This is a genomic window from Moraxella lacunata (assembly GCF_900453205.1).
GTDB classification, from domain to species: Bacteria; Pseudomonadota; Gammaproteobacteria; order Pseudomonadales; family Moraxellaceae; genus Moraxella; species Moraxella lacunata_B.
In genome coordinates, this window is sequence record NZ_UGQU01000004.1 from 267,861 (window position 1) to 293,596 (window position 25,736).

Genomic DNA, 25,736 nt, shown 5'->3' on the forward strand with positions numbered 1-25,736 from the left:
GACTTTGCCAAAAAAGCACACAAAACCCCTTGAATAACCCTTATAAATCCACTATATTAGGCATAAATTTTTAAAAAGGATACACCGCTCATGTCTGATGACCACAGTTGGCGACGTGGCTTAAAACGTTGGCTCTCTACCGCCCCCGAAACCCGTGATGACCTGCTTAACCTTGTCCAAGACTCTCGGCGGTTCTTGGATTCGGACATGGTTGATATGCTTGAGGGCGTGCTTGATTTGCCTGCCATGGCGGTCAAGGAGATTATGACCCCACGTCCTGATGTGAGAGCCATTACCAGTAGTGATGACATTGAGACGGTGCTTGCCACCATTTTTGAGTCCAATCATTCTCGCTATCCGGTCATTGATGAGGCAGACGATAATGCGGTCTTGGGTATTTTGCTCGTCAAAGACCTAATTCCCTATCTTGCTCAAAAATCGGCAGGGCAAAACCCCCCATTTTTGCTCAAAGACCTAGTACGAAAGCCCCTATACATCTCGGAAACGGCACGCTCGGATACCCTGCTACGCTCACTGCAACGGGCTCAGGTGCATATGGCGGTTGTGGTTGATGAGTTCGGTTCGGTGTCGGGCGTGGCGACATTGGAGGATTTGTTAGAGGAGATTGTCGGCGACATCGTTGATGAGCATGATGACATCGATGAGGACAGCACCATTAACAACATTATCACCCACCCTGAAAAAGACGGCGTGTGGCTCGTCCAAGCGTCCACGCTCATCGGCGATTGTAACGAGGTGCTGGGGACGAGCTTTGATGATACGGACGTGGATACCATGGGCGGTCTGGTCATGCAGGCGTTGGGGGCGGTGAGCAACTTAGAGGGGCAGAGCGTGTCTATCAATGACTGGCAAATCACGGTTGTGGACGTAGAAGGGCGGTATATTCATCTGCTTGAGCTGACCTTAGTGCCACAATTAAATGATGAAAATTAAGAAAGGTTAAAAAGGGCGAGCAATCGCTCTTTTTGTTGGGGAATGTGTGGTTTTGTAAGGTGCGTACCGCACACCAATATATTTTGATTTTATACTCACCAAACCCCAAAATAACACTTCAAACCTTCTTCGATTGTATCAAACTCTGACAAATGACTTCTAAGCCATCTTTTAATCGTTGCCCAAGTTTGCTCTATTGGGTTTAGCTTGGATGAGTAAGGTGGTAATGGTAAGATGATGTGTTTGTATGTTGTGTTATTGATAAGCTCTTGCAAGTGTTTCATTCTGTGAAATCTTGCATTGTCTAAGATGATGATACAAGGCTTGCCTGTTTGTTTGGTGTGATTGTTAAGACAAGGCAGTAGCATTTGTTCAAACCACGTTTCAAACAAAGCACTTGTCATTGTATTGTTGTAGATGAGTGGAGCAATCAAGTTTTTGGCTTTGCCCCCTATTTGTCCTGCCACTAAGGAGACTCGTTGATAGCGTCTGCCACTGACTTTATCATAGGCTCTTTGACCTTTTAGACTTCTTGCATGAGTACGGTGTAGATAAGTGCCAATGCCTGTCTCATCTATATAGACAAGCTCATAACCGTGTTTGGACGTAGCTTGTAGTTGTGTTAATTTGTCTTGGAAGTCTTTGACTTTATTTGGGTCTTTCTCGAAGTAAGTTGTGGTCTTTTTTTAAGAGTAATGTTCATTGCTTTGAGTGCTTTATGGATTGCCATATCACTACACCCAAATACTTCACCAATTTCACGTAGGTATTTGTCAGGATTTGCTTCTACGTAAGCAAGAAGCTCTTTTCTGTCAAACTTTCTGGGTCTGTTGGTGGGTTTTTTACAAGACAAATTGCCTGTTTCTTTAAGTTGTCGTCTCCAACGAAACACGGTGTGTCTTGATACACCAAAAGCTTCCATAACAAGGTCAATGTTCTTGCATTTGTCATAATAAGCCAAGGCTTTTTGTCTGATTTCTAGTGAATAAGCCATTTGAAGTAGTGATTAGTGAATGGTGATGGAGATATGGGGATGATTGGTGTTGTTTCAAGGTTTGTTGGTTATAAAAGATGAATATTGTACACCCCCCCCTTTTTTTTTCTTTCAATCTCACCCATGCCGTAACTGTCTTGGTCTAAACCCACTGGCAAGTAGCACCACGCCATACACCACCGCACCTGTCACGCAGATAGCGATTAGCACGGCAAGTTTTGCCCATGCCGAGCCGTCTTGGGGGTAGTAGGGTAGCACCGCATATAGGCTTACCGTCATGGCAAGCGTGGCGATGACAAACTGCATACCCATTTTGTACCAATGTTTGCCAAAGTGCCAAATATCCCGCTTTTGCAAAAAATAATACAAAAGCCCTGCATTGACAAAGCTCGCCCCTGTCGTGGCTAGGGCAAGACCGCCATGCAAGGGCAGTTTGGCAAGATAAAAAATCCCAATAAACACCACGCTAAATAGCATATTGGCAAACACCGAGACGATACCGATTTTGACAGGGGTTTTGGTGTCTTGTCCTGCAAAAAACGCAGGGGCGAACACCTTGATAAGCATAAAGCCCAAAATCCCACCCGACAGACAGCGTAGAGCAAGAGAAGCCATGTCGCCGTCTGTGGTACTAAATTCGCCACGCACAAACAGGGCATTCATCAGCACGTCCGACAGCACAAACATCGCCACAGACGCAGGCAGACCGATAAGAATAATGAGACGCATTGCCCAGTCTAGGGTTTTGCCAAATTCTGCCATGTCCGCTTTGGCACGGCTCGCCGACAGGCTAGGCAGAATGACCGTACCGATTGCCACGCCGATGAGACCGAGTGGCAATTCGCTCAACCGCTCGGCAGAGTAGAGCCACGAGACCGAGCCGTTTGCCATTTTGGACGCAAAAATGGTGTTGAGTAGCAGGTTGATTTGCGTTACCGACACCCCAAAAATGGCAGGGAGCATGAGCGTCAAAATGCGTCTGATCCCTTCATGTTTAAAGTCAATGCTTGGAGCGACCAGTAATTTTTTGCGATATAAATCAGGCAGTTGTATTACAAGCTGTAACGCACCTGCCACCGCCACCGCATAGCCTAGTGCCATGATAGATTTGTCAAGCATGGGAGCGATAAGCCACGCCCCGACTATCATGGAGATGTTGAGTAAGACAGGGGCGAAGGCAGGCGGGGCAAATTTACCATAGCTTTGCAAAATACTGCCAAAAAACGCCGTCATGGAAATAAAAAACAAATAAGGAAAGGTTAGGTATAGTAGTTCGGTTGCCGTGTTAAATTTGGCAGGGTCGTCCACAAACCCGGGGGCAAAAAGCTGTATCACAAAGGGGGCAAGGGCAAGCACCGCCACGGTAAGTGCAAGCAAAATCACCCCAAGCACGCCCGAGACACGGCTAATAAGTAGCTGAATTTCGTTAAAGGTTTTTTGTTCTTTATATTCGGTCAAGACAGGCACGAAGGCTTGCGAGAACGCCCCTTCGGCAAAGAGCCTGCGTAAAAAGTTGGGGATTTTGAAGGCGACCAAAAATGCGTCCATAAGACCGCCTGCCCCAAACACGCCCATAAGGACGACATCACGCACCAAGCCTAAAATGCGTGAGAGCATGGTCATGGAGCTAACGACAAGGGTAGAGCTAAGCAGACGAGATTTTGCCATGATAAATTGCCAACAAAAATTTGTGCGTATTATAAAGGATTTGGGCGATGAGTGGATGAATTTTTTGTGAATTTGTGGGGTGTGGGCGGATTTGTTAAATCAAAATTGGGGTTTTTTAAATTAAAAATAATAAAAAAAGCAAATGATTTTTTAAAATTTGCGTGATTTATTTTATGATTGTAAGGTGTATAACACGCACCTTTTATTTATATAAAAAATGATTTTGACCAATTTATTTTAAGTATTTTTAAAAATAGGTTAATTTAAAAATAATATAGTATAGTAGGGTGCGTACCACGCACCTTTTAAATGAAAAATCTTATTGGTGCGCAATACGCACCTTACTACAATTAATTTAAATACAACATTTTAATGGATAAAATATTGAATAAATTTGTGGAAAAATCATATTTGCCTTTTGATAAAATATTTATTTTGGGCAAACGTCATTCGCCCCTACACATCAAATTTTAAAATACATCTTGATTTAAACATACCAAAACGCAACATCAGCCCCTTTTATCAAACCACCGTCCGCCCAACAAATGCACCCCAAGCCCAAACAATACCGTCAAAATCCCCACATAATGCCACAAAATAAGACGTTCTTTTAACGCCACATAGCCCACGACCAACGCAATGACAGGCACAAGCATGATAAAGGGCGTAACCTTGCTTGCCGAATGCCGAGCCAGCAAATACCCCCAACCCGTATAACCGACAAAGCTCGCCACATACGCCAAAAACATCACGCTAAGCACCCCTGACAGGCTAAAATTTGCCAAATGGCTCATCACACCGCCCACGCCATACGCCACGAGCGAGCCTAGCGTAAAGGCGATGAGTGCCGAGATATTGCCCCAGATGACGAGTGATAAGGGATTGACTTGTCCGATTTTTTTTGACGATGACATTGCCAATCGCCCAGCTGAACGCCGCACCCAGCACAGGGAGCATACCGATGAGCGAAAATCCGCCTTGATATTGCCCCACGCCGATGAGCGTGAGCCCAACCCCTGCCGTTATCATGCCGACAAGATGATTGGGCTTGACCGATTCTTTTAGCAGTATGCACGAAAACAGCACGGTTAAAAAGACTTGTGCTTGTAAAATCAGTGCCGACAGCCCTGTGGGAAAGTGCCATGACAATGCCAAAAACATGAGGCTAAATTGTCCAAAGCTAATGGTTAAGCCATATAAAATTAAATAAATCCACGGGGCATTGGGTTTTTTAAAAAAGAAAACAGCAGGCAATAAAATCAATAAAAAACGCACCATGCCTAATATCAAAGGCGGTACATCATTTAAGCCGATTTTCATTGCCAAAAAATTGACACCCCAAATCAAAACCACGCTAAATAAGATGAAATAATCTTTGGTGTGCATAGTAATTCCTTTTAAAAATTGGTAATAAATTTGGGGTATTTTTTAATTAAATTTTTAATAAATCTCCTAAAAATTTTTTAAAAAATTAAATCCATTATTTTTTGCATAAATCATCGACCAGTTGTCTTAATTTTTGCCAATCAAAAAATTCTCCAGGGTCGGTTTTGCGAGCAGGAGCAATATCGCTATGCCCCATAAGGTGTCTCTTTGTGGTAGGATAGGCGGTATAAATGGCGTGGATAATATGAGCAAGGGCGGTATATTGTATCTCGGTAAAGGGCGAGAAATCATCGCCTTCTAATTCTATGCCAATGGTAAAATCATTGCAATTTGACCGCCCAAGATAAGCGGACTTCCCTGCGTGCCATGCCCTGTCATTAAAATTGACAAATTGACTAACAGACCCATCTCGCTCAATAAATAAATGAGCCGACACTTCTAAATCGGCAATGGTTTTAAAATAGTCATGGTCATTGGCATTTAGGTTGTTTTGAAAAAAGGCTTTGACAAAATGCGTGCCAGTCTTATCCGTTTTGCCAAATTCGCTTGGGGGCAGGCTGATATTATGAATGACAATGCCCGTAATGGGGCAGTCGGGGCGGGCATTAAAATTGGGGGACGGCACAAAGTCCGCTCCGTGTAATATGCCGTCTTTGATAAAAAAAGTGGTGAATTTTGTCATGATGATTTATACTTGTCAAAAGTCTATTCTATCAATTTTTATTTAAATTTAACACTTGATTTAACACTCGTTATGAAAAATTTTTACCAATCTACCCCCACGCTACTAGCCCTTAGCCTAACCGCCTTGATGAGCATGCCAGCGTATGCCGTCTCATCTAGCAATGCCCTAACGGACGGCACTAATGTGGCGTATCGAGACAGTCGTGTGGTTTTTGATGAGATTCAGCATTTATTTTTAACAGATAATTCTCAACCGAATACCGCCTCAACCGCCAGCCAATCTGACTCTTTGGCAGACGTGGCAAGCTCCCCTGCATGGCGAAAATTGTTACTGCTCGACAAAAAAGGCAAACCCACTGCCAAAGACCCTCATTTTTTACTGGCAGGGGGTGACACCAGGGCCGAGCTTGACGCTATCATCAAGGCGATAGATGAACGTGATGATAAGGTGCTGTGTGCCTTTCCTGCTCGCACGCACTATGTGGCAGAGCAATTGGGCTTGGCGTTAGATGACAGCGGTTGTGATGAATTTCATGCGTGGGCGAAACAGTATGACGCTTGGGCGTTGTCGCTGACCTTTGCCGATGAACACCCCAATTCGCTCGGCTCGGCGTTCGCTCATGTGATGATAAAGGCGGACACCGAGCAAAGTTTGGCAAGTGGACGTGATGATGATGCCTTTGCCATTAACTACACCGTTGCCCGAGACAGGGCGGACAGCGAAGCCGAAGCCAGTGCTCGCTCGCTGGTGGGCGGTTATGCAGGGGTCATGGAGTTTTATGATTATGATGAAAAGCGAGATGTGTACTTGCTTGATGATGAGCGAGACATTTGGGAGTATCGCTTAAATCTCACCACTGCCGAAGTCGCCCAAATCATGCGACACGTGTGGGAGACCAAAGATTTAAAACGTCCGTATTTTTTTACTCATGACAACTGTGCCAGTGAGATATTACGCCTGATTGATGTCGTGCGTGGCAGTGAGTTGCGTGAAGCGGTTGGCAAAGTCGTTATTCCTAACGAAGTGGCACGAGTGCTGACCGATAAGGGGCTGGTGCTTGACACCAAATACCTACCGTCCAAGAGCAGTACCGCCCAAGCGGTGCAAAACGGCACAAAGGGGGTAATTACAAGCCCCAGCAACCCCGCCCATGCCAGTCCCACGCACCGCATTGGCGTATCGGTCGGCTATGACGACAATTATCATGGCACACGCACGGGTGATAATGACGGCACAACTTTTGGACTGTCGTTACGCTCGGCATATCATGATGTGCTAGATAGACCTGTGGGCGTACGCCAGTATCTTGATGTCGAAATGCTCTCGCTCGATGTGCGATATGATGATAGGCTAAAAGTGGATAAGGCAACGGTGTTTAGCACACGCAGTTATAACCCAACCAACACCGCCAAAGCCCATAACGGCATGGCATGGGGTCAGCACGCACGGCTCATGCAGGTCATGGACGGCTCGGATAGGAATAATGATGACCATATGGTCTTTGATGTTCGTCTAGAAAAGGGCAAATCATGGACACTCGGGCAGGGTGAGCTAGGTACGGGCAGGCTTGCCGATACGCTCTGCTACGCGTTTGGCGGTTATGGCGGACAAGTGGGGCATATCAATAAGGGCTATCGTGTGGGGGCAGGCGTGAATGTCGGCTGTATTCATCATGCCAGTGATAAGGTGCGTGTCATGGGCGAGCTTGCTCTGCCAGTGTGGTATCATCACAATCAAGGCGAGACCCGCTCGGCATATGTTCAGCCTGCTATCAATGTCGGCGTGCAGTACGACATCAGCCCCACATACGCCCTACGCTTGACAGGTAAGGCGGAGCGTGGGCGTGATGACACGCATGAGCAAGTGGCGTTGGCGGTATTGCGGTATTTTTAGATTTCAAGTTTGTGCCTAGCGAATGCTGTGGGTGTTTTTAAACCTTCTCTGCCTTAAAATCTCATACAAACACACGCTCCCCGCCACACCGACATTTAGGCTTTCTTGTCCGTATTGCGGTAGGGTTAGGGGCGTGCATTCTTCTAATAAAATTTTATCCACGCCTTGCCCTTCGTGTCCCATAATCAGAGCAAGCGGTTTGGTCAAATCCTCATGATAAATCAAGCCATCAGCGTGCGAAGTTGTGGCAAACATTGGCACTTTAACGAAGTCAAAAATCTCATCAATGCTGATATTTTCATAAATAGTTAATGAGAAATTTGCCCCCATACCAGCACGCATTGTTTTGGGATTATAGGCGTGAGCGGTGCCTGTGGTGCAAATTATGGTATCAAAGCCTGTGGCACTGGCGGTGCGAAGTAGTGTTCCCAAATTGCCCGTATCTTGAATACCATTGATAATTAAGCAGTCATTTTCAATGGCTTGATTTAAAATCAAACTTGGCATCTCAATGATTGCCATTATGGGCAAACTTTCGCCAAGTGTGCGAATGTTTTTATAAAGCGTATCGCTAATGATAATGGGATTTTTATTTAATTTGGCAAGTAAACTTTGAATTTCAGCATTTGTCATTCCACTTTCGCTGACAATCACGCTGATGGGCATTTTGCCTGCTTTTAAATAAGCGTCCAATAAATGTGTGCCTTCAATCACCGTTTGCGAAAGTTTTTTGCGTTTTTTGGGGTCGGTTAATAAGGCGTGGGCGGTTTTGATTAGAGGGTTGTCTTTGGAGGTAATAATCATAGGAAGTTTTTTAAATGGGTTTATAAAATTAATTTTTTGCCACTATATTTCATCGCATATTCATTAAAAACTTTTTGAATATCGACATTCTCATTGTTTTCAAAATATTGCATATCTATTTTGTGCTTGTTTGTTTTTGTATGAATAATCAATGTCGGTATATTAAACATAAAACTAACATCGACCATTTGAATGTCTTGCCATTTGATTTCAAACCCTTGTTTTGGGTGATTAAATACCATGCCAATTTCATCAAAGATAAACATTGGCATGGGTCTTTGATTGTCTTTGTCATGCAATTTGTTAGGCATGATTGCCTTATAAATCATAAATAAAGGCACGGCAACAATAATCAAATCTTTAATGATTGAAAAATTGTCTTTATTGGGATTGAGTAAATTTAAATATAAGACACAGAGTAAAATGGCACATACCAAAACGCCAAACACCAAAAGTCCCCATAAAAAATAATTGACGGATTTTGAAAGCGTTTTTGGTTGATAATAAAACTCTTGTCTCATTCGCTCGACTTATCCCCATTCGCCAAAATCCCTGCCGTCTCGTGCAACGCCTTGACATACGCCACTTCTTCTTTTGCTCCTAGCACCACAGGAATACGCTGATGAATGGCGGTCGGATTGATGTCCATAATACGCACCACGCCGTCCGTACTTGCTCCGCCCGCTTGTTCAATGACAAAACTCATCGGATTGGCTTCGTACATCAGGCGAAGTTTGCCCGCCTTACCTGCAATTTTAGTGTCGTACGGATACATAAACACCCCGCCACGAATCAAAATACGATGCACATCGGCAATCATTGCCGCCACCCAGCGTGTGTTGTAGTCTTTATTGCGTATGCCTGTGTCGCCTTGTACCAACTCTTCAATGTACTGCTGGATTGGTGGTAGCCAATAACGGCGGTTGGAGGCATTAATCGCATACTCGGCAGTCTGCTCGCTGATACGCACATTGTCGTTAATCAAAATATAAGTTTGGGTCATCGGGTCAAAGCTAAACATGGCAACGCCCGCCCCAAAAGTTACCGCCAGCATGGTGGACGTGCCATAGATAAAATAACCTGCCCCAAGCTGATTTTCGCCTTTTTGCAAAAAGTCGCTCTCACACGCCTTTTGTCCTTGATTGTGATAAGGCAAAATAGAAAAAATCGTCCCCACCGTCATATTAATGTCAATGTTGGACGAGCCGTCAAGCGGGTCAAAGGTGACGAGCAGGGTGCCGTCATCATTGGCAGGGCTAATCTCATCAAGCTCTTCCGATGCCACCCCTGCACAGTTGGGGTTGTGGATTAGGGCGTTTAGTAGCAGGTCGTTGGAAATCACGTCCAGCTTTTTTTGGGCTTCGCCTTGCACATTTTGTCCACCTGCTTCGCCGTGAATGCCTGCCAATGCCCCTTTGTCCAGTAAATGACTAATAGCAACGCTTGCTGTGGCAAGCGTGGTCATGGTGCTGGCAAGCTCTGGCGTGGCGTGGGATTCTAGGTATTGGGCGAGCGTAGTTTGTGCGGTCATGGCAAATCCTTAAAGTCATAAATGCCCTTATTTTATCATGAAATGGGTAAGATGTCAGAGATATTTTATTTTTTGATGATGGGATAAACTCATAAAATACTGAGAGTAAAAAATGAATGATGAGTAAATATTCATCCGTAAAACCATTTTTTATAGGCATGCCATAACGGGCTGTTTTGTCAGCCCATGGGGATTTTGATGGAATTAACCAAATTTATTGATGAATTACTTAACGTCAATCAGATAAAAAAGAAAATCTCATTAAAATTTTTCATGTATTTTTTATCATCTCTTTTATTTTATGTTCTTTAACCGCTTATATTTTTGGTGGTGTTGTTGAGATGGTTTTATTTGTTTTATTTTGTAATGGAATACTTGTTTATATAAATTAGAATAAAAAATGCAAAAGAAAACAAAGAAGTAATTATAGAAGACTTAAAATTATATTTATTATCTCTCCCACATCAATCATTGTACTGATAGCAATTTTTAATTTTTTGCAATTTCCTTATTATATGACAGATTTTAATAAGGATAAAAAGAATTAAATACCATAACTGGGGTGGTTTCTTCGTCACTTATGGGCGGTAACCATAAAAAACTGAAAAATATTTTGTTGTAAATAATCATAAATCAAAAAAACTAGCTAATGACTAAGCCTCCCAATTAAATTATCCATATCATAAATTTATGAATAAAAAGATAGAGCTACACCCAAGAAACTTTAAAATTACTACAAATACAATGATGTGTGGACGTAGGGGCGTGCTGAGCACGCCTTGTATAGTAATATCATCAAAGGGTGTGCAGAGCCGACCCCTACAAACCCGTGGTAAATATCAAGTTGGTTGGGTGTACCAATGGGCGAAAGTATTGAAGTTGTTTATCACACTTATAACAGCCCATTTGATGGTAGGCTGACAACGTTTTAAAAACGTGTGATTTTCCTATTTTTGAAAACACAAAAGGGGCAGACTTGATGGATAAAGTCATCACGCCTGCCCACGTCAGTTAAAGTAACGATAAGTGATTGCTTTTTGATGTCAATCAATACTCAAACATCGCACTGATGGATTCTTCGTTATTGATACGACGCAGACTCTCAGCAATCATTGATGCGATGGTGACTTGACGGATTTTTGAGCAGGCTTTGGCTTCATCGGTCAAAGGAATGGTGTCAGTAACCACAATCTCATCTAGGGCGGAGCTTGTGATGTTGTCTAGTGCCTTGCCCGAGAGTACAGGGTGCGTGATGTAGCCGACCACACGTTTTGCCCCTTTGTCTTTTAGGGCTTGGGCGGCTTTGCACAGTGTGCCTGCGGTATCCACGATATCATCGACGATGATGCAGTCACGCCCTGACACGTCGCCGATGATGTGCATGACTTCGGATTCATTGGCTTTGGCACGGCGTTTGTCGATGATGGCAAGGTCAACATCACCCAGTGATTTGGCGACGGCTCTGGCTCGCACCACGCCACCGACATCAGGGGAGACGACCATGATATTCTCATAATTTTTTTGTTTTAGGTCGCTAAGTAGCACGGGCGTGGCGTATAGGTTGTCCACGGGTACGTCAAAGAAACCTTGGATTTGGTCAGCGTGCAAGTCCACCACCATCACACGGTCAATGCCAGCGATGGACAGCATGTCTGCCACCACACGAGCCGAGATAGGCACACGAGCCGAACGGGGGCGACGGTCTTGGCGAGCATAGCCAAAATAAGGAATCACGGCAGTGATACGTCCTGCACTAGAACGGCGTAGAGCGTCCGCCAGTAGCACCACTTCCATCAGATGGTCGTTGGTCGGGGCACAGGTCGGTTGGAGGATAAAAACGTCTTTACCACGCACGTTCTCTTTAATCTCAACGGCAATCTCGCCATCAGAGAAGCGGGTAATATCAGACTTACTTAGGGGGATGTGAAGATGGTTGGCGACGGTTTGAGCAAGTTCAGGATTGGCACTTCCTGAAAAGACGGCCATATATGACATGAAAAAATCCTATGGTTGGGACAGTGGGGTTAGCAAGATTATTTTACCATTTTTTACCATCATTGCAAAGACTCAAACGCGGTAAAATAGCAATGTGTAAACAACAAACGTAAAAAAACCAGTCTTTCAACTGGCTTTTTTACTCTTCTCAACCAAAAGAAGATGGCAGAGGCGGCTGGACTCGAACCAACGGATGTCAGGATCAAAACCTGATGCCTTACCAACTTGGCGACGCCCCTATAAAGTGTGATAAATTTTTTAAAAATTTACAAAAAATGGCAGAGGCGGCTGGACTCGAACCAACGGATGTCAGGATCAAAACCTGATGCCTTACCAACTTGGCGACGCCCCTATATAGGCGGACAATTATACCGAAAAATTAAAATTATGCAAGGGCTAATTTTTAAAATTTTAAAATAAATTGCTAAGTATCTGAAATTTATCAATTTAAAATGCCCATTTAGTAAAGCCCCCGAGCAAAGAGTGCAAGGCAGGGGGTATTGTCTATCAAGTGGTTGATGGCGGTGTCATTGAGCTTATGGGGAATGGGCAAAAACACCGCCGAACCTGTACCACTCATGCGTGCCTTGGTGCCAATCTTGTGCTCTAAGTCACACAGATAGCCAAAGGCATGGGCGACTTTGGCAGAGCGTGCCAGTACCAGCGGGGTAAAGACGTTGGTAAATAAGGCATTATCGCCAAAGAAGTTGGCACCCGATAGGGCGTGATGGCTATACACAGGGCAGTCCCGTTTGAGCTCATCACAGCCGAACAGCGTGGCGGTGCTGACGTGTTCATCAGGCAGTAACACCAAATAGCCACAGTCGGGTAAGTCAATGGCACTTAGTATCTCGCCAATGCCCGTGGCGATGGCGGAGGTTTTGTGAAAATGGGCAAAAATAAAAAACGGCACGTCCGCCCCAAGGCTCGCCCCAATCTTGATAAGCTCATCGGCAGAGAGCCGAAGTCCCCACAGCTCGTTGATGGCGATGAGCGTGGTCGCACAGTTGGACGAACCCCCGCCCAGTCCTGCCCCTGTGGGGATGTGCTTTTCTAGGACGATTTGGACGGATGAGGCATAAGCAGGATAGCGTTTGGCTAGGGTCTCGACCGCCTTGACGATAAGGTTATCATTGATGTCGTCGGTCAGCTCATCTGCCCCTATCAAGGTCACAAGCTTTTGGCTCGTGGACGTGCGAAAAGAGAGCGTGTCACCAAAATCAATGGCGGTAAAGATGCTTTGCAGATGATGATAACCGTTGTCCGCCCTGCCAGTGATGTGCAAAAACAAGTTGAGTTTGGCAGGCGAGAATAAAGTAAGCTGACTCATGATATCAATTCGGGTAAACGATGGTCATCACCACACGATGTCCGTCGGTGTGATTGATGATAAGACGGCTGGGACGTGGGCTGTTTTTGGGGTATTCAAAACTGGCTGTCCAGTCGTCATTGGTACTTTGGGTGAGCCTGCCTTGCTCGTCCTGCTGACTGTCGGTGTCGCCTTGGGCGGTTTTGCCGACAATCCAGTGGGGCAGATGACTGATGGGGGCGTGCCATCCTGTGGCTTTTTGGAGCAACTCTTCGGGGCTGTCTGCCTGTATCTCGCCCTTGTCGTTGGTGAGTGTGGCTTGCTGTCCGTCATAGCGGATTTGGGTCGCCCCCATGCCAAACGCCCCTGTTAGGTCAATGGCAAACCGCTCGTCTTCTTGTCCCCAGTTATAAAAAGCACTGCCTGCCTGTTTTCCGTTGGCGGTGTTTGTGGTAATACCGATTTTACCCGTGATGGCAAAGCGTAGGACATCATCATGAACCTGCTCGCTGATGACAGGGGCGGTCTTGGGCAGGGTTTGGCAAGCGGTGAGCGAGCCTGTGGCGATTAGGGTAAGGATAAGGGGGCGGATAAATTTCATGAGCTTCCTGATGAATAATGAGTGTTAAAGAGTTTTTAAAAATTATTTAAAACAAAGATTGGGCTAAATCCAAGATGTTACTTAATTCTCCACTTAAAATGGTAACTTATTGACTGCCCCATAATTATTTTTTTGGATTGTAGGGGTAAATCGTATTCGCCCTTGATAAATCAATCATTTATATAAAGTTGAGAATGGGACATAAGTTGTCTTTTGGTTAAATGATGGTTAAAAAGATTTTTTTAAAGTTGTTTAACAGTTGTTTAAGAGTTAATTTAATAAGGCATTGTCAAATAAAAATACATGTTAAAATTTGGATATATAGGGCAAATCATTTATCCAAAAATCATTCCCAAACCCTAATATTCCTGCACTTCATGCCCTGTCCGATTTTGCCCAAAGGCAAAGCGCTTTTGTAGGTCGGCAAGCAGGCGATTGACCTTATCAGACTCGCCAAGCCCTTGGTAGGCACGCAGTAGGGCTATGCCTGCGTTTAGGTCGGGGGCGACTTCATAGGGCATTTCTAGGTAGTCCAGCACCGCCCGATAGTTGCCCTGTGATAGGGCGTGATTGCCAAGTACGATAAGAGCTTCAAGCTGTAACTGTGGGTCGTAATTGGGGTCGTCCGAGCTGATTTGGGCAAGGCTCATCGCCCCTTCGAGTGCTGATAGGTCGTTGGGGTTTTGGCTTAGGCGAAGTTTGATGTCGGCTAGGCGATACGCAGGGTTCATGCGGTCAAGCTCCAAGAGCTTATCGATGGCAAAGCGTTTGTCATCATCGCTAAGCTCATTTTGCAAAAGCTGAAAACTGGCAAAGAGCAGGCGGTCATCATCGGGATATTCACGATTGGCGACGGTAAGCAGGTTTTGGGCTTCGGTCTTTTTATCTTGACGTAGCAAAATCTCGGCATGGAGTAAATAGCTGTCAATGGCATAAATCTCAAAATCATCACGCAGTCGCACCAAAGTGGCAATCGCTTTGTCCACGTCATCTTTGGCAAGATAGTAGCCGACCACTTTGGTGCGGGCGTCTAACACATGCTCGTAGTCTTTGACCTTTTCATAATGCTCTTTGGCAAGGGTAAGGTTGCCCGAGCGTTCGTAGCTGATGGCAAGGTAGTAATTGGCACGGCTATTAAAGGCAGGCACGTCAAGCAAGGGGGTCAAGACCATACGGGCATTTTCATATTTGCCGATGTCTAGCCCGACCAAGGCGGTCAGCAGGGCAACATCGGGGTCTTTGGTTTGACGGTTTGCCACTTGCAGTAAATCCCACGCCCGTCCAAGCTGACCCATGTCTATCTCATGGCGAATCTCGTACAGGTGTAGCTCTTTGATGGTGGGCAACTCCTTGACTTTTTGGCGAATAAATGCCCACATGGCGGACTCTTGCCTACTCTCTTTTAGGATGTCGATTTTTAGGGTGATAAAGGCAAGGTTATCGGGTTCATCTTCTAGGGCTTTGTTGATGTAAGCCAAAGCAGGGGCGTAGTCTTGTAGGCGTAGCAAAAGACCTGCTCGCAGTACTGACAGCGATGGATTGTCGTCTTCCATGGTTTGCAAGGCGGTAAAAAGCTGTCGCTGTTCGTCAGGGTTTTGTGGAAAAATCCCCGTCAAAATCCCCGTCAAATCTGCCTTTTCATCATAATCCAAAATCATCGCCAGCATGGTGCTGGCTTCATGATAGTCGCCTGCTTTTAGGGCAAGATGGGCGACATAGAACCACGCAGGGATATGCTCAGGGTTTTGGCGTTGCCATGCCCGAGCAAAGGCAAGCGACTGTTCGGGGGTCTCGTACTCGATGGACAGTGCTAACGCACGCTCAAAGACGGCTGTGGCATTGGCGGTAAAGCTCTCAGCTTTATAAATGGTCAAAGACTCGCCAATCTGCCCCCTATCCACGCCAAACTCCGCCGACAGCAGGGCGTACAAATCAGGATAGCCAAGCATGGGCGTGCTGTCATGGGCGTTTAGGGTGTCATCAAAGATGATGTCGGGAATGTCTGCGGTGTCGGCATTGGGCAGGTAATCATCATCGGTGCCGTCATCGATATACTCGCCATGCTCGCCCATGTCAGGCTCATCAAGCTCATCGGGGGTGGATGGAGCGATGGGTGCAAAGGCAGGTTCTACCGTCTGTGGCGTGTCTTCACTGGTGCCTTCATCGCTGTCTTGGGGTGGATTATCGCCAAGACTGCTGTCATCATCATAAAAGGGCAGGAGAATTTTTAGCAATGAGTCAAAAACCCCTGCCTGTGCCGTGGACATGGTTTTTTCGGCAAGGGGCAGAAGTGCCAACACGCACAGCACTAGGATGAGGCGTTTTTTATAAGTGGGCTTAGTTCTCTGATGAGACCGCTCAATATTTGGCGTTGCACTCATGATAAAAATCGATGGATAAAGTGCCTTATTATAAGATGAAATGCCAAAAAGTTGCAATGTTTTGAAACAACTTTAATGTAAAAATTACCAAAAAACATTGGCACAAATTAAGTGCAGTATAGCAATAGAATAAATCTGTACAATAATTCATCAATTTATATGCAGGCAAAAAAAGACCCACTGAAGGAGGGGCAGTGGGTTGAGGAAAGGGGTTGTGATTATTATTGTTACGTTATTCTAAATGGGGATGGGGTGGATTTTTTCAAGGATAAAAGAAGGAAAAAAAATGATAATTTTTAAAAAAAACTCATCATGCCAAGACTCATCATGTTCCAACCTAGGATTTGACGAGCATCATCACTTGGGGTAATCCAAGTATCAGGGTGGGTTGCCGTCCCATATTTGGCAAGGATGATACTGTCTTTTTATCGGTCTTTTGTCTGACCCCTAAGCCATCAGCATGGTGTTTGATAAAAGCAGGATTGATGATGCTGACTTTAAAGCCCAAATCGTGTAAGTGATAGGTTAAAGGTTCGTGATACACGTCTGTGGCTTGTAAAATGAAATGAATGTCGTTAACGTTGACCTCATCACTAAGATTGGTGTTAAGTCAATTAGTCAGGTATGCAAAGTCATCTGGTTTGTTATTAAAGTTTTTGGTTTTAACTTTCATTGAAGTTAAGTCTTTTAACTAAGCCACATCAAGTTTGTGTTTGCTGACATCTACGCCAATATAATACACCCAACCAACTTGATGTTTACCACGGGTTTGTAGGGGTTGGCTCTGCACACCCTTTGATGATATTACTATACAAGGCGTGCTCAGCACACCCCTACCAAAACCTGTGGCGAATATTAAGCCTGTTAGGGTCATGAGATGATTAACCATGCCTTATTTTGATGAGCGAGTAATCTTATTATCACGAAATACCAAGCCACTATTAGGAAAATCAAGTTCGGTTAAGCGTTTTAATTCACCAAAAGCACGGTGTTGGTTGTCTATCATCAGTCCCTGCTCTTTGGTCTGATAAATGGACACCACATCTGCCGAGACAAATTTACCGTCAGTTTGCATGGTAACATTGACAATGGGGGTAATGCCGTTTAGTCCACGCACATTAAACGCCCCATAAGTATTAAAATTCCCCAAACTATACGCAATAAAGCGGTCTTTATAGACTTCTACCGCCCGCGTAACATGGGGGCCATGACCGATGACGATGTCCGCCCCCACATCGATGAGACTATGGGAGAATTTATAAACATCGCCCCGATTTTCATTTAAATACATCTCAGTGGTTTTGGGGACACGCACATGATTTGCCCCTTCGGCACCGCCATGAAACGAGACGATGACGATGTCCACTTTTTTATCTAGCTCTTTGACATAGCGTTTGGCGGTTTCTAAGTCATTGATAGAGAGCGTACCGATGTTTGGGGCAAAGGCAACCATGCCGTATTTTACGCCATTTTTGGTGAACGTGGTCGTGGGCTTGGACAGCAGTCCGGCATAGTAGATACCGACATCAGCGAGCGTGTTTTTGGTGCTGATACGTCCGATATCGCCAAAGTCGCCTGTGTGGTTATTGGCAAGGCTTAACACATTAAACCCTGCGTCCTTGATGATTTTGGCGTAGCGGGTTGGCATACGAAAGGCATAGCAGGTGATGGGTTTGGGCTGACCTGTCTCGGGGTCGATGGCAGGCGTGTTGGGGCATTTGGTAGAGTTACCTTCGTCTAGTAGTACCCCTTCTAAGTTACCAAAGACCACATCGCCTTTTAGGTAGGGTTTGACATATTTAAAGCTATCACGACCGTCATTGGGCGGTAAAAAGCGCACATTGGGAAAAGACGACCCTATCATGATGTCGCCCACTGCCACGATGTTAATAAGTCCGTCTTTGTTTGGGGTGGTGGTGTCATCGCCATAGCCAAATAACAAATCATCATCGCTGATGATTATCTCATCACTGACGATGGTGCCACTGCCTTGATTGGGGTTGTATTCAAAGTCATCAACTTTGCGGGCGACATAGCTTACCACGTCATTTTTATAAGTTGTGGCGGTGTAGGTTACCGTATCGCCAAAGTCAGCGATTTTTTGTGAAAAGTGCGTCTGGGTCTCGGCACTGCATGATTGGCATAAGATACCTAGTGTCATAAAACACAACAATGATAATCTTGTCATAAAAATTCTCCTTAATTTGTAAAATACCATATCACCCAAAACATACCACGCCCAGCACCACGCCTTTTTCCGCCCCTGTTACGGCAGGTAGGTTGCCCGTTTGCATGAGCATATTTTGGCGAGCTAGCCACGCAAAGGCAACCGCTTCCACCCAAGTGGGGCTGATACCTACCATATCGGTGCTATGTATGGCAAAATTTGGCAGATGATAGCCAAACCGTGTCAGTAGATGAGCGTTATACGCACCGCCACCACAGACGTAGAGTGTGTTGTGGGTTTTGGCAAATTTGGCAATCTCACGGCTTGCCGATAAGGCGGTAAATTCGCACAAAGTCGCTTGCACGTCCACGGGCATGATGTCAAAATCCGCCAATATCTCATCAAGCCACGCCATATTAAAGGCTTCTCGCCCTGTGGATTTGGGGGCGGATTGTGCCAAAAAAGGGTGAGCCATGAGCTTATCAAGCAAGGCAAAATCCACCGCCCCTGATTTTGCCCAGTCACCATGTTTGTCATAGCTGACCCCCTGATGACGGTATATCCAGCCGTCCATAAGCAGGTTTGCCACGCCTGTATCGTAGCCTGTTACATCATCGCCCAGTGCGGTGATATTGGCAATCCCGCCCAAATTTAAAATCACGGTTTGGCTGTCATCGGTTGTCTCATCTTGTCCAAAAATGGCTTGATGAAAAGCAGGCACTAAGGGAGCCCCTTGACCGCCAACCGCCATGTCTCGTCTCCGAAAATCTGACACCACCGCAATGCCCGTGCGTTCAGCTAGGATATTGGGGTCAAGCAGTTGTAGGCTAAAACACCACTCGGGGCGGTGTCGCACCGTTTGCCCATGACAGCCAATGGCGGTGATGTCATCACTTGTTAGGTCTGTTTTGGCAAGCAGTTCATTGACAATCTCGCTGGCAAAATCACCATACAGACGGCTTGCCAAGCCCCAAAAATCAAGCTCGCTAAATCGGTCAAACTCCCCCACCGCAAGGGGTGCTGTGCCATTGGGTGTGCATAAGGCAAGTAAAATCGCCCGCAATTCGGCAGGAAAGGGCTTACTGTGCGTGGCGATAAGGCGAGGCTTGTCGTCATCAAAATTGCACAACACCGCATCCAACGCATCAAGACTTGTGCCGCTCATCATGCCGATGTAGTAGTTGTCTGTCAATATCATCGGTTCAGCCGTCATCAGCTCATCTAATTGTTCTAATTGCATATCATCTCTTGGGGTTAAAATGCCAAATATCAGGCTATTATAACGTAAAATCACCCCAAATTTTTGCGATATGCTATAATAATGCTATTTTTCTTTATATAAAAAGGTGTCCCATGTCAAATTTCCTACCCCCTGCCGAACAACTTGAACTTCTAAAACGTGGTGTGGTTGAGATTTATTCCGAAGAAGATTTGCTAAAAAAACTCGCCAAAGGTCGCCCTTTGCGTATCAAACTTGGCATGGACCCCACCGCCCCTGATTTGCATTTTGGGCATACGGTTGTCTTAAACAAACTGCGTGCGTTTCAAGAATTGGGGCATGAAGTGCTGTTTCTTATCGGCGACTACACCGCACGCATTGGCGACCCGTCTGGCAAAAATGCCACTCGTCCGCCCTTATCAGAAGAGCAGGTCAAGGCAAATGCCGAAACCTACGCCAAGCAAGTCTTTAAAATCCTAGACAAAGACAAAACGACCATTATGTTCAACTCTGACTGGTTTTCCAAAATGAGTGCAGGCGATATGATACAGCTAGCCAGCCAGCTTACTGTGTCTCGTATGCTTGAACGTGATGATTTTTCAAAACGATACAACAGCCAAACCCCAATCGCCATTCACGAATTTTTGTACCCCCTTGTGCAAGGCTATGACAGCATTGCCATGGAAGCTGATGTGGAGATTGGCGGTACTGACCAGACCTTTAACGTGCTTATGGGGCGTACCCTGCAAGGTCGTTACGGCAAAGAGCCACAGGTGTGTCTGACCATGCCCCTTTTGGAGGGCTTGGACGGTGTACAAAAAATGTCCAAATCGCTGGGCAACTACATCGGCATTGACGAACCTGCGGGCGTGATGTATCAGAAAATTTTGTCAATGCCCGACACGCTTATCGCTCGCTATTTTGAACTTTTGAGCTTTAAGCCGATGAGTGAAGTAAACGCTCTGCTTGATGAAATGGCGAACGGTCGCAATCCCCAAGAATTAAAGAAAATCCTAGCTCATGAACTCATTGAGCGTTTTCACGATAAAGAAAGTGCGGAGAATGCCCATAAATCGGCAGGCAACCGCTTAGCCGATGGAGAATTGCCGATTGATTTGCCAGAAGTGTCGCTCACGCTTGACGGGGCGGACAAACTCTTTATCACCCAAGTGCTAAATCAAGCCAGCCTTGCCAAAAATTCCGCCCAAGCCAAAGATATGCTCTCTCGTGGGGCGGTCAAGGTAGACGGGCAAGTCGTGGACGCAAGTTTTACCCTAAGCGTGGGGCAGACGGTAGTGATACAAGCAGGGAAAAAGGCGTTTGCGAGAGTGAGTGTGTTGTAATGAATTGCAAGATTGAGATTTTAGTGGTAATGCTTGTTGGTTGTTTATTGACGGCTTGCACAAATAAACCTGTTGATGAAAATCGCCAGCAAGCAAGCGAATATATTGTTAATTCTGAAAAGAATGTGCAAAAAGCCTATTGGAAAAACCCCAAAACTTTAATTTTGGAAATCAATAGCCAAAATAGACACGAAACAACATTGGCATTAATTTTTTATTGCCATAATTTGCAAACGCTATATGGTCTAGAAAACCAAGACATTACAATTTAATGCCATTTCTACACACAATAATCAAAAATTGGCTTCAGAAAAATGCTCCTAGTCCCCAATGAAATAAAGCAAGGCATCTACCGCCATTACAAAGGCAACCTTTATCAAGTGCTACACACCGCCCGCCATTCCGAGACCGAAGAGACCCTTGTCGTCTATCGTGCCTTATATGGCGATTATGGGGTGTGGGTACGCCCTTTGACGATGTTTTGCGAAAGTGTAGAAATTGACGGTAAAACTTTGCCAAGATTTGAACTGGTTAAGGAATTACAATGACCGAGTTTAACATTACCGACCTTGTTGTAGGCGATGGTAAACCTGCCGAACGAGGTGCGTTGATTACCGCCCATTATACAGGCTATTTGGCGGACGGTACGGTGTTTGATAGCTCACACCATCGTGGGCAAGCCTTTGAGACTGTGATTGGCACAGGGCGTGTGATTAAGGGTTGGGATTTGGGCGTATTGGGGAGCCAGATTGGCGAAAAACTGCTTGCCAAATGGGGTATAAACGTGGATTTGCCAGCGTGCGAGCCGATGAGAGTTGGCGGAAAAAGACGGCTTATTGTCCCTGCTTTTTTGGGCTATGGCGAGCGTGCAGTGGGTAAGATTTTGCCCAACTCCGATTTGGTGTTTGAGATTGAGCTGATTGATGTTAAGACAAGAGACTAAATATTTATAAAAATCAATATCTTATAAATATTTTTTAAAAATCATCATAAAAAGACTTTACAACCCAAAACTATCCTGTATAATACGCACCACTCAAGCAGACAAGCTAATCAAAAACTTGTTTACTTTCAATAACTTAAAGTTAATAAAAAGATGTTAAAACAACATCATAAAAAACTTTAAAAATTTTGAAAAAAATGCTTGACATTAAATTTAAACAGCGTATAATACGCACTCATTCGCTGGACGACAGACGAATCACTATTTAAAAACATACTAAGAACAACTTGTGTGGATTTTTGCTAATACAAGATAATACAAAAATTATCATTTATCAAGCAAAAATACTCAAAGTTAATTCATTTACACGATGAGCAGATATTTTTAAAAATATCAAATATTGCTAGTAAGTACATAACGTACACGATAAATGAGCCAAAACAAATTAAGTCCTAAGCAATTAGGCAAAACAAAGATTAAACTGAAGAGTTTGATCATGGCTCAGATTGAACGCTGGCGGCAGGCTTAACACATGCAAGTCGAACGATGAAGTCTAGCTTGCTAGACGGATTAGTGGCGAACGGGTGAGTAATGCTTAGGAATCTGCCTATTAGTGGGGGATAACGTAGGGAAACTTACGCTAATACCGCATACGTCTTACGAGAGAAAGGGGGCTTTTAGCTCTCGCTAATAGATGAGCCTAAGTCGGATTAGCTAGTTGGTGGGGTAAAGGCCTACCAAGGCGACGATCTGTAGCTGGTCTGAGAGGATGATCAGCCACACTGGGACTGAGACACGGCCCAGACTCCTACGGGAGGCAGCAGTGGGGAATATTGGACAATGGGCGAAAGCCTGATCCAGCCATGCCGCGTGTGTGAAGAAGGCCTTTTGGTTGTAAAGCACTTTAAGTGGGGAGGAAAAGCTTGTGGTTAATACCCACAAGCCCTGACGTTACCCACAGAATAAGCACCGGCTAACTCTGTGCCAGCAGCCGCGGTAATACAGAGGGTGCAAGCGTTAATCGGAATTACTGGGCGTAAAGCGAGCGTAGGTGGTTATTTAAGTCAGATGTGAAAGCCCCGGGCTTAACCTGGGAACTGCATCTGATACTGGGTGACTAGAGTAGGTGAGAGGGAAGTAGAATTCCAGGTGTAGCGGTGAAATGCGTAGAGATCTGGAGGAATACCGATGGCGAAGGCAGCTTCCTGGCATCATACTGACACTGAGGTTCGAAAGCGTGGGTAGCAAACAGGATTAGATACCCTGGTAGTCCACGCCGTAAACGATGTCTACCAGTCGTTGGGTCTCTTGAAGACTTAGTGACGCAGTTAACGCAATAAGTAGACCGCCTGGGGAGTACGGCCGCAAGGTTAAAACTCAAATGAATTGACGGGGGCCCGCACAAGCGGTGGAGCATGTGGTTTAATTCGATGCAACGCGAAGAACCTTACCTGGTCTTGACATACAGAGAATTCGCTAGAGATAGCTTAGTGCCTTCGGGAACTCTGATACAGGTGCTGCATGGCTGTCGTCAGCTCGTGTCGTGAGATGTTGGGTTAAGTCCCGCAACGAGCGCAACCCTTTTCCTTAGTTACCAGCACTTCGGGTGGGAACTCTAAGGATACTGCCAGTGACAAACTGGAGGAAGGCGGGGACGACGTCAAGTCATCATGGCCCTTACGACCAGGGCTACACACGTGCTACAATGGTTGGTACAAAGGGTTGCTACACAGCGATGTGATGCTAATCTCAAAAAGCCAATCGTAGTCCGGATTGGAGTCTGCAACTCGACTCCATGAAGTCGGAATCGCTAGTAATCGCAGATCAGAATGCTGCGGTGAATACGTTCCCGGGCCTTGTACACACCGCCCGTCACACCATGGGAGTTGATCTCACCAGAAGTGGTTAGCCTAACGCAAGAGGGCGATCACCACGGTGGGGTCGATGACTGGGGTGAAGTCGTAACAAGGTAGCCGTAGGGGAACCTGCGGCTGGATCACCTCCTTAACGAATTATCTGATTAGCAAGAATTCACAACAAGTTGTTCTTAGTAAAGTAAGTTAAATTGGGTCTATAGCTCAGTTGGTTAGAGCACCGCCTTGATAAGGCGGGGGTCATAAGTTCAAGTCTTATTAGACCCACCATACTTTGGGGTTATAGCTCAGTTGGTAGAGCGCCTGCCTTGCACGCAGGAGGTCAGGAGTTCGACTCTCCTTAACTCCACCACTTACAATAAATTAGAACTAAGCAATCAAATTAAACAGCATACAATTAGATTTCTTAATTCTACTTTATGTAGATAACTTACAATTAACTGATGAAGTTAATTACATTATTTAACAACGTAACTATGAGTCTGGGTTAATTATTTAATTCCAACAAATAATTAACCATGGTGTTTGTACCCAATACAAACACCTAAAGTAAAGAGAACTGAATCAAGCGTAAACATAGGTGAATCGTTACACATTACCCTTATGACACCAAGACTACTTGGGGTTGTATGGTCAAGTAATGAAGTGCACATGGTGGATGCCTTGGCAGTCAGAGGCGATGAAAGACGTGATAGCCTGCGATAAGCGTCGGTGAGGTGGCAATATCCTGTGACCCGGCGATTTCTGAATGGGGAAACCCAGCCAACATAAGTTGGCTATCCTAACCTTTGGTTAGGAGGCAAACCGGGAGAAGTGAAACATCTCAGTACCCCGAGGAAAAGACATCAATTGAGATTCCCCAAGTAGCGGCGAGCGAACGGGGAGGAGCCGATCGAATTTACAGTAGCAAAATGGCGTGGGAAAGCCAACCATAGTAGGTGATAGTCCTGTATGCGAAACTGTTTATGAGACATATTAAGTAGGGCGAGACACGTGAAATCTTGTCTGAAGATGGGGGGACCATCCTCCAAGGCTAAATACTCCTGACTGACCGATAGTGAACCAGTACCGTGAGGGAAAGGCGAAAAGAACCCCTGTTAGGGGAGTGAAATAGAACCTGAAACCGTGTGCATACAAGCAGTCGGAGCGGACTTGTTCCGTGACGGCGTACCTTTTGTATAATGGGTCAGCGACTTATATTCTGTAGCAAGGTTAACCGTTTAGGGGAGCCGTAGGGAAACCGAGTCTTAATAGGGCGATTAAGTTGCAGGGTATAGACCCGAAACCGAGTGATCTATCCATGAGCAGGTTGAAAGTGCCGTAACAGGCACCGGAGGACCGAACCCACTGTCGTTGAAAAGCCAGGGGATGACTTGTGGATAGGGGTGAAAGGCTAATCAAACTCGGTGATAGCTGGTTCTCCCCGAAAGCTATTTAGGTAGCGCCTCGGACGAATACCATTGGGGGTAGAGCACTGTTTCGGCTAGGGGATCATCCCGACTTACCAAACCGATGCAAACTCCGAATACCGATGAGTACTATCCGGGAGACAGACGGCGGGTGCTAACGTCCGTCGTCAAGAGGGAAACAACCCAGACCGCCAGCTAAGGCCCCAAATTCCTAGTTAAGTGGGAAACGATGTGGGAAGGCACAGACAGCTAGGAGGTTGGCTTAGAAGCAGCCACCCTTTAAAGAAAGCGTAATAGCTCACTAGTCGAGTCGGCCTGCGCGGAAGATGTAACGGGGCTCAAACTAGGAGCCGAAGCTGCGGATTTAATTGTTTCAATTAAGTGGTAGGGGAGCGTTGTGTAAGCCTGTGAAGGTGTATCGTAAGGTATGCTGGAGGTATCACAAGAGCGAATGCTGACGTGAGTAACGACAAAACGGGTGAAAAGCCCGTTCGCCGGAAGACCAAGGGTTCCAGTCCAACGTTAATCGGGGCTGGGTGAGTCGACCCCTAAGGCGAGGCCGAAAGGCGTAGTCGATGGG

At 45.6% G+C, this 25,736-nt stretch carries 21 protein-coding genes, 4 tRNA genes and 2 rRNA genes; 10 read left to right on the forward strand and 17 right to left on the reverse strand.

Features of this window, described 5'->3' with window-relative positions:
* The first annotated feature begins 90 nt into the window (after nucleotides 1–90).
* Nucleotides 91–954, forward strand: a complete 864-nt coding sequence (locus tag DX073_RS13745) for a transporter associated domain-containing protein (protein WP_115008549.1) — start codon at nucleotides 91–93, stop codon at nucleotides 952–954.
* A gap of 95 nt (nucleotides 955–1,049) precedes the next feature.
* On the opposite strand, the gene DX073_RS15105 is transcribed toward DX073_RS13745, so the two are convergent.
* The 5 genes from DX073_RS15105 to ampD form a co-directional block, all read right to left on the reverse strand.
* A protein-coding gene (locus DX073_RS15105; protein ID WP_404932928.1) for an IS630 family transposase occupies nucleotides 1,050–1,948 on the reverse strand; the annotation gives its coding sequence in 2 pieces (ribosomal slippage) (nucleotides 1,050–1,633 and nucleotides 1,633–1,948; 900 coding nt in all).
* Nucleotides 1,949–2,065: 117 nt separating this feature from the next.
* The gene (gene murJ / locus DX073_RS13760) at nucleotides 2,066–3,616 is read right to left on the reverse strand and encodes a murein biosynthesis integral membrane protein MurJ (protein WP_115008550.1); all 1,551 of its coding nucleotides are present in this window, start codon (nucleotides 3,614–3,616) and stop codon (nucleotides 2,066–2,068) included.
* A gap of 509 nt (nucleotides 3,617–4,125) precedes the next feature.
* Entirely contained in the window at nucleotides 4,126–4,482 is a 357-nt protein-coding gene (locus tag DX073_RS13765; protein WP_258556980.1) for an EamA family transporter, read from the reverse strand.
* Nucleotides 4,388–5,002, reverse strand: coding sequence for an EamA family transporter (locus tag DX073_RS13770; protein ID WP_115008552.1), 615 nt, complete (start codon nucleotides 5,000–5,002; stop codon nucleotides 4,388–4,390). Before DX073_RS13770 ends, DX073_RS13765 begins: the two co-directional genes overlap by 95 nt.
* Before the next feature lie 94 nt (nucleotides 5,003–5,096).
* Nucleotides 5,097–5,684, reverse strand: coding sequence for a 1,6-anhydro-N-acetylmuramyl-L-alanine amidase AmpD (ampD, locus tag DX073_RS13775; RefSeq protein WP_115008553.1), 588 nt, complete (start codon nucleotides 5,682–5,684; stop codon nucleotides 5,097–5,099).
* Nucleotides 5,685–5,756: 72 nt separating this feature from the next.
* Between ampD and DX073_RS13780 the strand changes: the two genes are divergently transcribed.
* Complete coding sequence (locus DX073_RS13780) at nucleotides 5,757–7,580, forward strand: DUF7840 domain-containing protein (protein ID WP_115008554.1); 1,824 nt, start codon at nucleotides 5,757–5,759, stop codon at nucleotides 7,578–7,580.
* A gap of 15 nt (nucleotides 7,581–7,595) precedes the next feature.
* Here the strand turns inward: DX073_RS13780 and DX073_RS13785 are convergent, their stop codons facing one another.
* The 12 genes from DX073_RS13785 to DX073_RS13845 form a co-directional block, all read right to left on the reverse strand.
* Nucleotides 7,596–8,384 (reverse strand): TrmH family RNA methyltransferase, encoded by a 789-nt coding sequence (locus DX073_RS13785; protein WP_115008555.1) that lies wholly within the window; start codon nucleotides 8,382–8,384, stop codon nucleotides 7,596–7,598.
* Between the two features lie 20 nt (nucleotides 8,385–8,404).
* Entirely contained in the window at nucleotides 8,405–8,833 is a 429-nt protein-coding gene (locus DX073_RS13790) for a hypothetical protein (protein ID WP_147279740.1), read from the reverse strand.
* Between the two features lie 68 nt (nucleotides 8,834–8,901).
* Nucleotides 8,902–9,915, reverse strand: a complete 1,014-nt coding sequence (locus tag DX073_RS13795; protein ID WP_115008557.1) for a class 1 fructose-bisphosphatase — start codon at nucleotides 9,913–9,915, stop codon at nucleotides 8,902–8,904.
* Nucleotides 9,916–10,962: 1,047 nt separating this feature from the next.
* The gene (locus DX073_RS13800; protein WP_115008558.1) at nucleotides 10,963–11,910 is read right to left on the reverse strand and encodes a ribose-phosphate pyrophosphokinase; all 948 of its coding nucleotides are present in this window, start codon (nucleotides 11,908–11,910) and stop codon (nucleotides 10,963–10,965) included.
* Nucleotides 11,911–12,073: 163 nt separating this feature from the next.
* A tRNA-Gln gene (locus DX073_RS13805) sits at nucleotides 12,074–12,149 on the reverse strand.
* A gap of 37 nt (nucleotides 12,150–12,186) precedes the next feature.
* Nucleotides 12,187–12,262 (reverse strand) — tRNA-Gln (locus DX073_RS13810).
* Between the two features lie 108 nt (nucleotides 12,263–12,370).
* A complete protein-coding gene (gene ispE / locus DX073_RS13815; protein WP_115008559.1) occupies nucleotides 12,371–13,240 on the reverse strand; it encodes a 4-(cytidine 5'-diphospho)-2-C-methyl-D-erythritol kinase in 870 nt (289 codons plus the stop codon).
* A 4-nt stretch (nucleotides 13,241–13,244) separates the two neighbouring features.
* The gene (gene lolB / locus DX073_RS13820; protein ID WP_115008560.1) at nucleotides 13,245–13,820 is read right to left on the reverse strand and encodes a lipoprotein insertase outer membrane protein LolB; all 576 of its coding nucleotides are present in this window, start codon (nucleotides 13,818–13,820) and stop codon (nucleotides 13,245–13,247) included.
* A gap of 359 nt (nucleotides 13,821–14,179) precedes the next feature.
* Nucleotides 14,180–16,201 (reverse strand): tetratricopeptide repeat protein, encoded by a 2,022-nt coding sequence (locus DX073_RS13825; RefSeq protein ID WP_115008561.1) that lies wholly within the window; start codon nucleotides 16,199–16,201, stop codon nucleotides 14,180–14,182.
* 337 nt (nucleotides 16,202–16,538) lie between these two features.
* Complete coding sequence (locus tag DX073_RS15110) at nucleotides 16,539–16,745, reverse strand: transposase (RefSeq protein WP_115008562.1); 207 nt, start codon at nucleotides 16,743–16,745, stop codon at nucleotides 16,539–16,541.
* 348 nt (nucleotides 16,746–17,093) lie between these two features.
* A complete protein-coding gene (locus tag DX073_RS13840; protein WP_258556974.1) occupies nucleotides 17,094–18,389 on the reverse strand; it encodes a CapA family protein in 1,296 nt (431 codons plus the stop codon).
* Nucleotides 18,390–18,420: 31 nt separating this feature from the next.
* Nucleotides 18,421–19,608, reverse strand: coding sequence for an anhydro-N-acetylmuramic acid kinase (locus DX073_RS13845; protein ID WP_115008564.1), 1,188 nt, complete (start codon nucleotides 19,606–19,608; stop codon nucleotides 18,421–18,423).
* A 113-nt stretch (nucleotides 19,609–19,721) separates the two neighbouring features.
* Here DX073_RS13845 and tyrS point away from each other — a divergent pair, with 113 nt between their 5' ends.
* From tyrS to DX073_RS13885, 8 genes are all read left to right on the forward strand, one after another.
* A complete protein-coding gene (gene tyrS, locus DX073_RS13850) occupies nucleotides 19,722–20,930 on the forward strand; it encodes a tyrosine--tRNA ligase (protein WP_115008565.1) in 1,209 nt (402 codons plus the stop codon).
* Nucleotides 20,930–21,202 (forward strand): hypothetical protein, encoded by a 273-nt coding sequence (locus DX073_RS13855; protein ID WP_115008566.1) that lies wholly within the window; start codon nucleotides 20,930–20,932, stop codon nucleotides 21,200–21,202. Before tyrS ends, DX073_RS13855 begins: the two co-directional genes overlap by 1 nt.
* A gap of 42 nt (nucleotides 21,203–21,244) precedes the next feature.
* Nucleotides 21,245–21,478 (forward strand): DUF1653 domain-containing protein, encoded by a 234-nt coding sequence (locus DX073_RS13860; protein WP_115008567.1) that lies wholly within the window; start codon nucleotides 21,245–21,247, stop codon nucleotides 21,476–21,478.
* Nucleotides 21,475–21,873: an FKBP-type peptidyl-prolyl cis-trans isomerase gene (locus tag DX073_RS13865; RefSeq protein WP_115008568.1), complete on the forward strand. Its 399-nt coding sequence runs from the start codon at nucleotides 21,475–21,477 to the stop codon at nucleotides 21,871–21,873. Before DX073_RS13860 ends, DX073_RS13865 begins: the two co-directional genes overlap by 4 nt.
* Before the next feature lie 478 nt (nucleotides 21,874–22,351).
* Nucleotides 22,352–23,880, forward strand: a 16S ribosomal RNA gene (locus DX073_RS13870).
* A gap of 60 nt (nucleotides 23,881–23,940) precedes the next feature.
* A tRNA-Ile gene (locus DX073_RS13875) sits at nucleotides 23,941–24,017 on the forward strand.
* Between the two features lie 6 nt (nucleotides 24,018–24,023).
* A tRNA-Ala gene (locus DX073_RS13880) sits at nucleotides 24,024–24,099 on the forward strand.
* 279 nt (nucleotides 24,100–24,378) lie between these two features.
* Nucleotides 24,379–25,736: ribosomal RNA gene (locus tag DX073_RS13885) — 23S ribosomal RNA — on the forward strand; the annotation flags it as partial.

Bases quoted from the DNA above. Each gene is read 5' to 3' on its own strand.
- DX073_RS13745 (WP_115008549.1), top strand. From the start codon at position 91: ATGTCTGATGACCACAGTTGGCGACGTGGCTTAAAACGTTGGCTCTCT.
- murJ (WP_115008550.1), bottom strand. From the start codon at position 3,616: ATGGCAAAATCTCGTCTGCTTAGCTCTACCCTTGTCGTTAGCTCCATG.
- DX073_RS13770 (WP_115008552.1), bottom strand. From the start codon at position 5,002: ATGCACACCAAAGATTATTTCATCTTATTTAGCGTGGTTTTGATTTGG.
- ampD (WP_115008553.1), bottom strand. From the start codon at position 5,684: ATGACAAAATTCACCACTTTTTTTATCAAAGACGGCATATTACACGGA.
- DX073_RS13780 (WP_115008554.1), top strand. From the start codon at position 5,757: ATGAAAAATTTTTACCAATCTACCCCCACGCTACTAGCCCTTAGCCTA.
- DX073_RS13785 (WP_115008555.1), bottom strand. From the start codon at position 8,384: ATGATTATTACCTCCAAAGACAACCCTCTAATCAAAACCGCCCACGCC.
- DX073_RS13795 (WP_115008557.1), bottom strand. From the start codon at position 9,915: ATGACCGCACAAACTACGCTCGCCCAATACCTAGAATCCCACGCCACG.
- DX073_RS13800 (WP_115008558.1), bottom strand. From the start codon at position 11,910: ATGTCATATATGGCCGTCTTTTCAGGAAGTGCCAATCCTGAACTTGCT.
- ispE (WP_115008559.1), bottom strand. From the start codon at position 13,240: ATGAGTCAGCTTACTTTATTCTCGCCTGCCAAACTCAACTTGTTTTTG.
- lolB (WP_115008560.1), bottom strand. From the start codon at position 13,820: ATGAAATTTATCCGCCCCCTTATCCTTACCCTAATCGCCACAGGCTCG.
- DX073_RS13825 (WP_115008561.1), bottom strand. From the start codon at position 16,201: ATGAGTGCAACGCCAAATATTGAGCGGTCTCATCAGAGAACTAAGCCC.
- DX073_RS13840 (WP_258556974.1), bottom strand. From the start codon at position 18,389: ATGACAAGATTATCATTGTTGTGTTTTATGACACTAGGTATCTTATGC.
- DX073_RS13845 (WP_115008564.1), bottom strand. From the start codon at position 19,608: ATGCAATTAGAACAATTAGATGAGCTGATGACGGCTGAACCGATGATA.
- tyrS (WP_115008565.1), top strand. From the start codon at position 19,722: ATGTCAAATTTCCTACCCCCTGCCGAACAACTTGAACTTCTAAAACGT.
- DX073_RS13855 (WP_115008566.1), top strand. From the start codon at position 20,930: ATGAATTGCAAGATTGAGATTTTAGTGGTAATGCTTGTTGGTTGTTTA.
- DX073_RS13860 (WP_115008567.1), top strand. From the start codon at position 21,245: ATGCTCCTAGTCCCCAATGAAATAAAGCAAGGCATCTACCGCCATTAC.
- DX073_RS13865 (WP_115008568.1), top strand. From the start codon at position 21,475: ATGACCGAGTTTAACATTACCGACCTTGTTGTAGGCGATGGTAAACCT.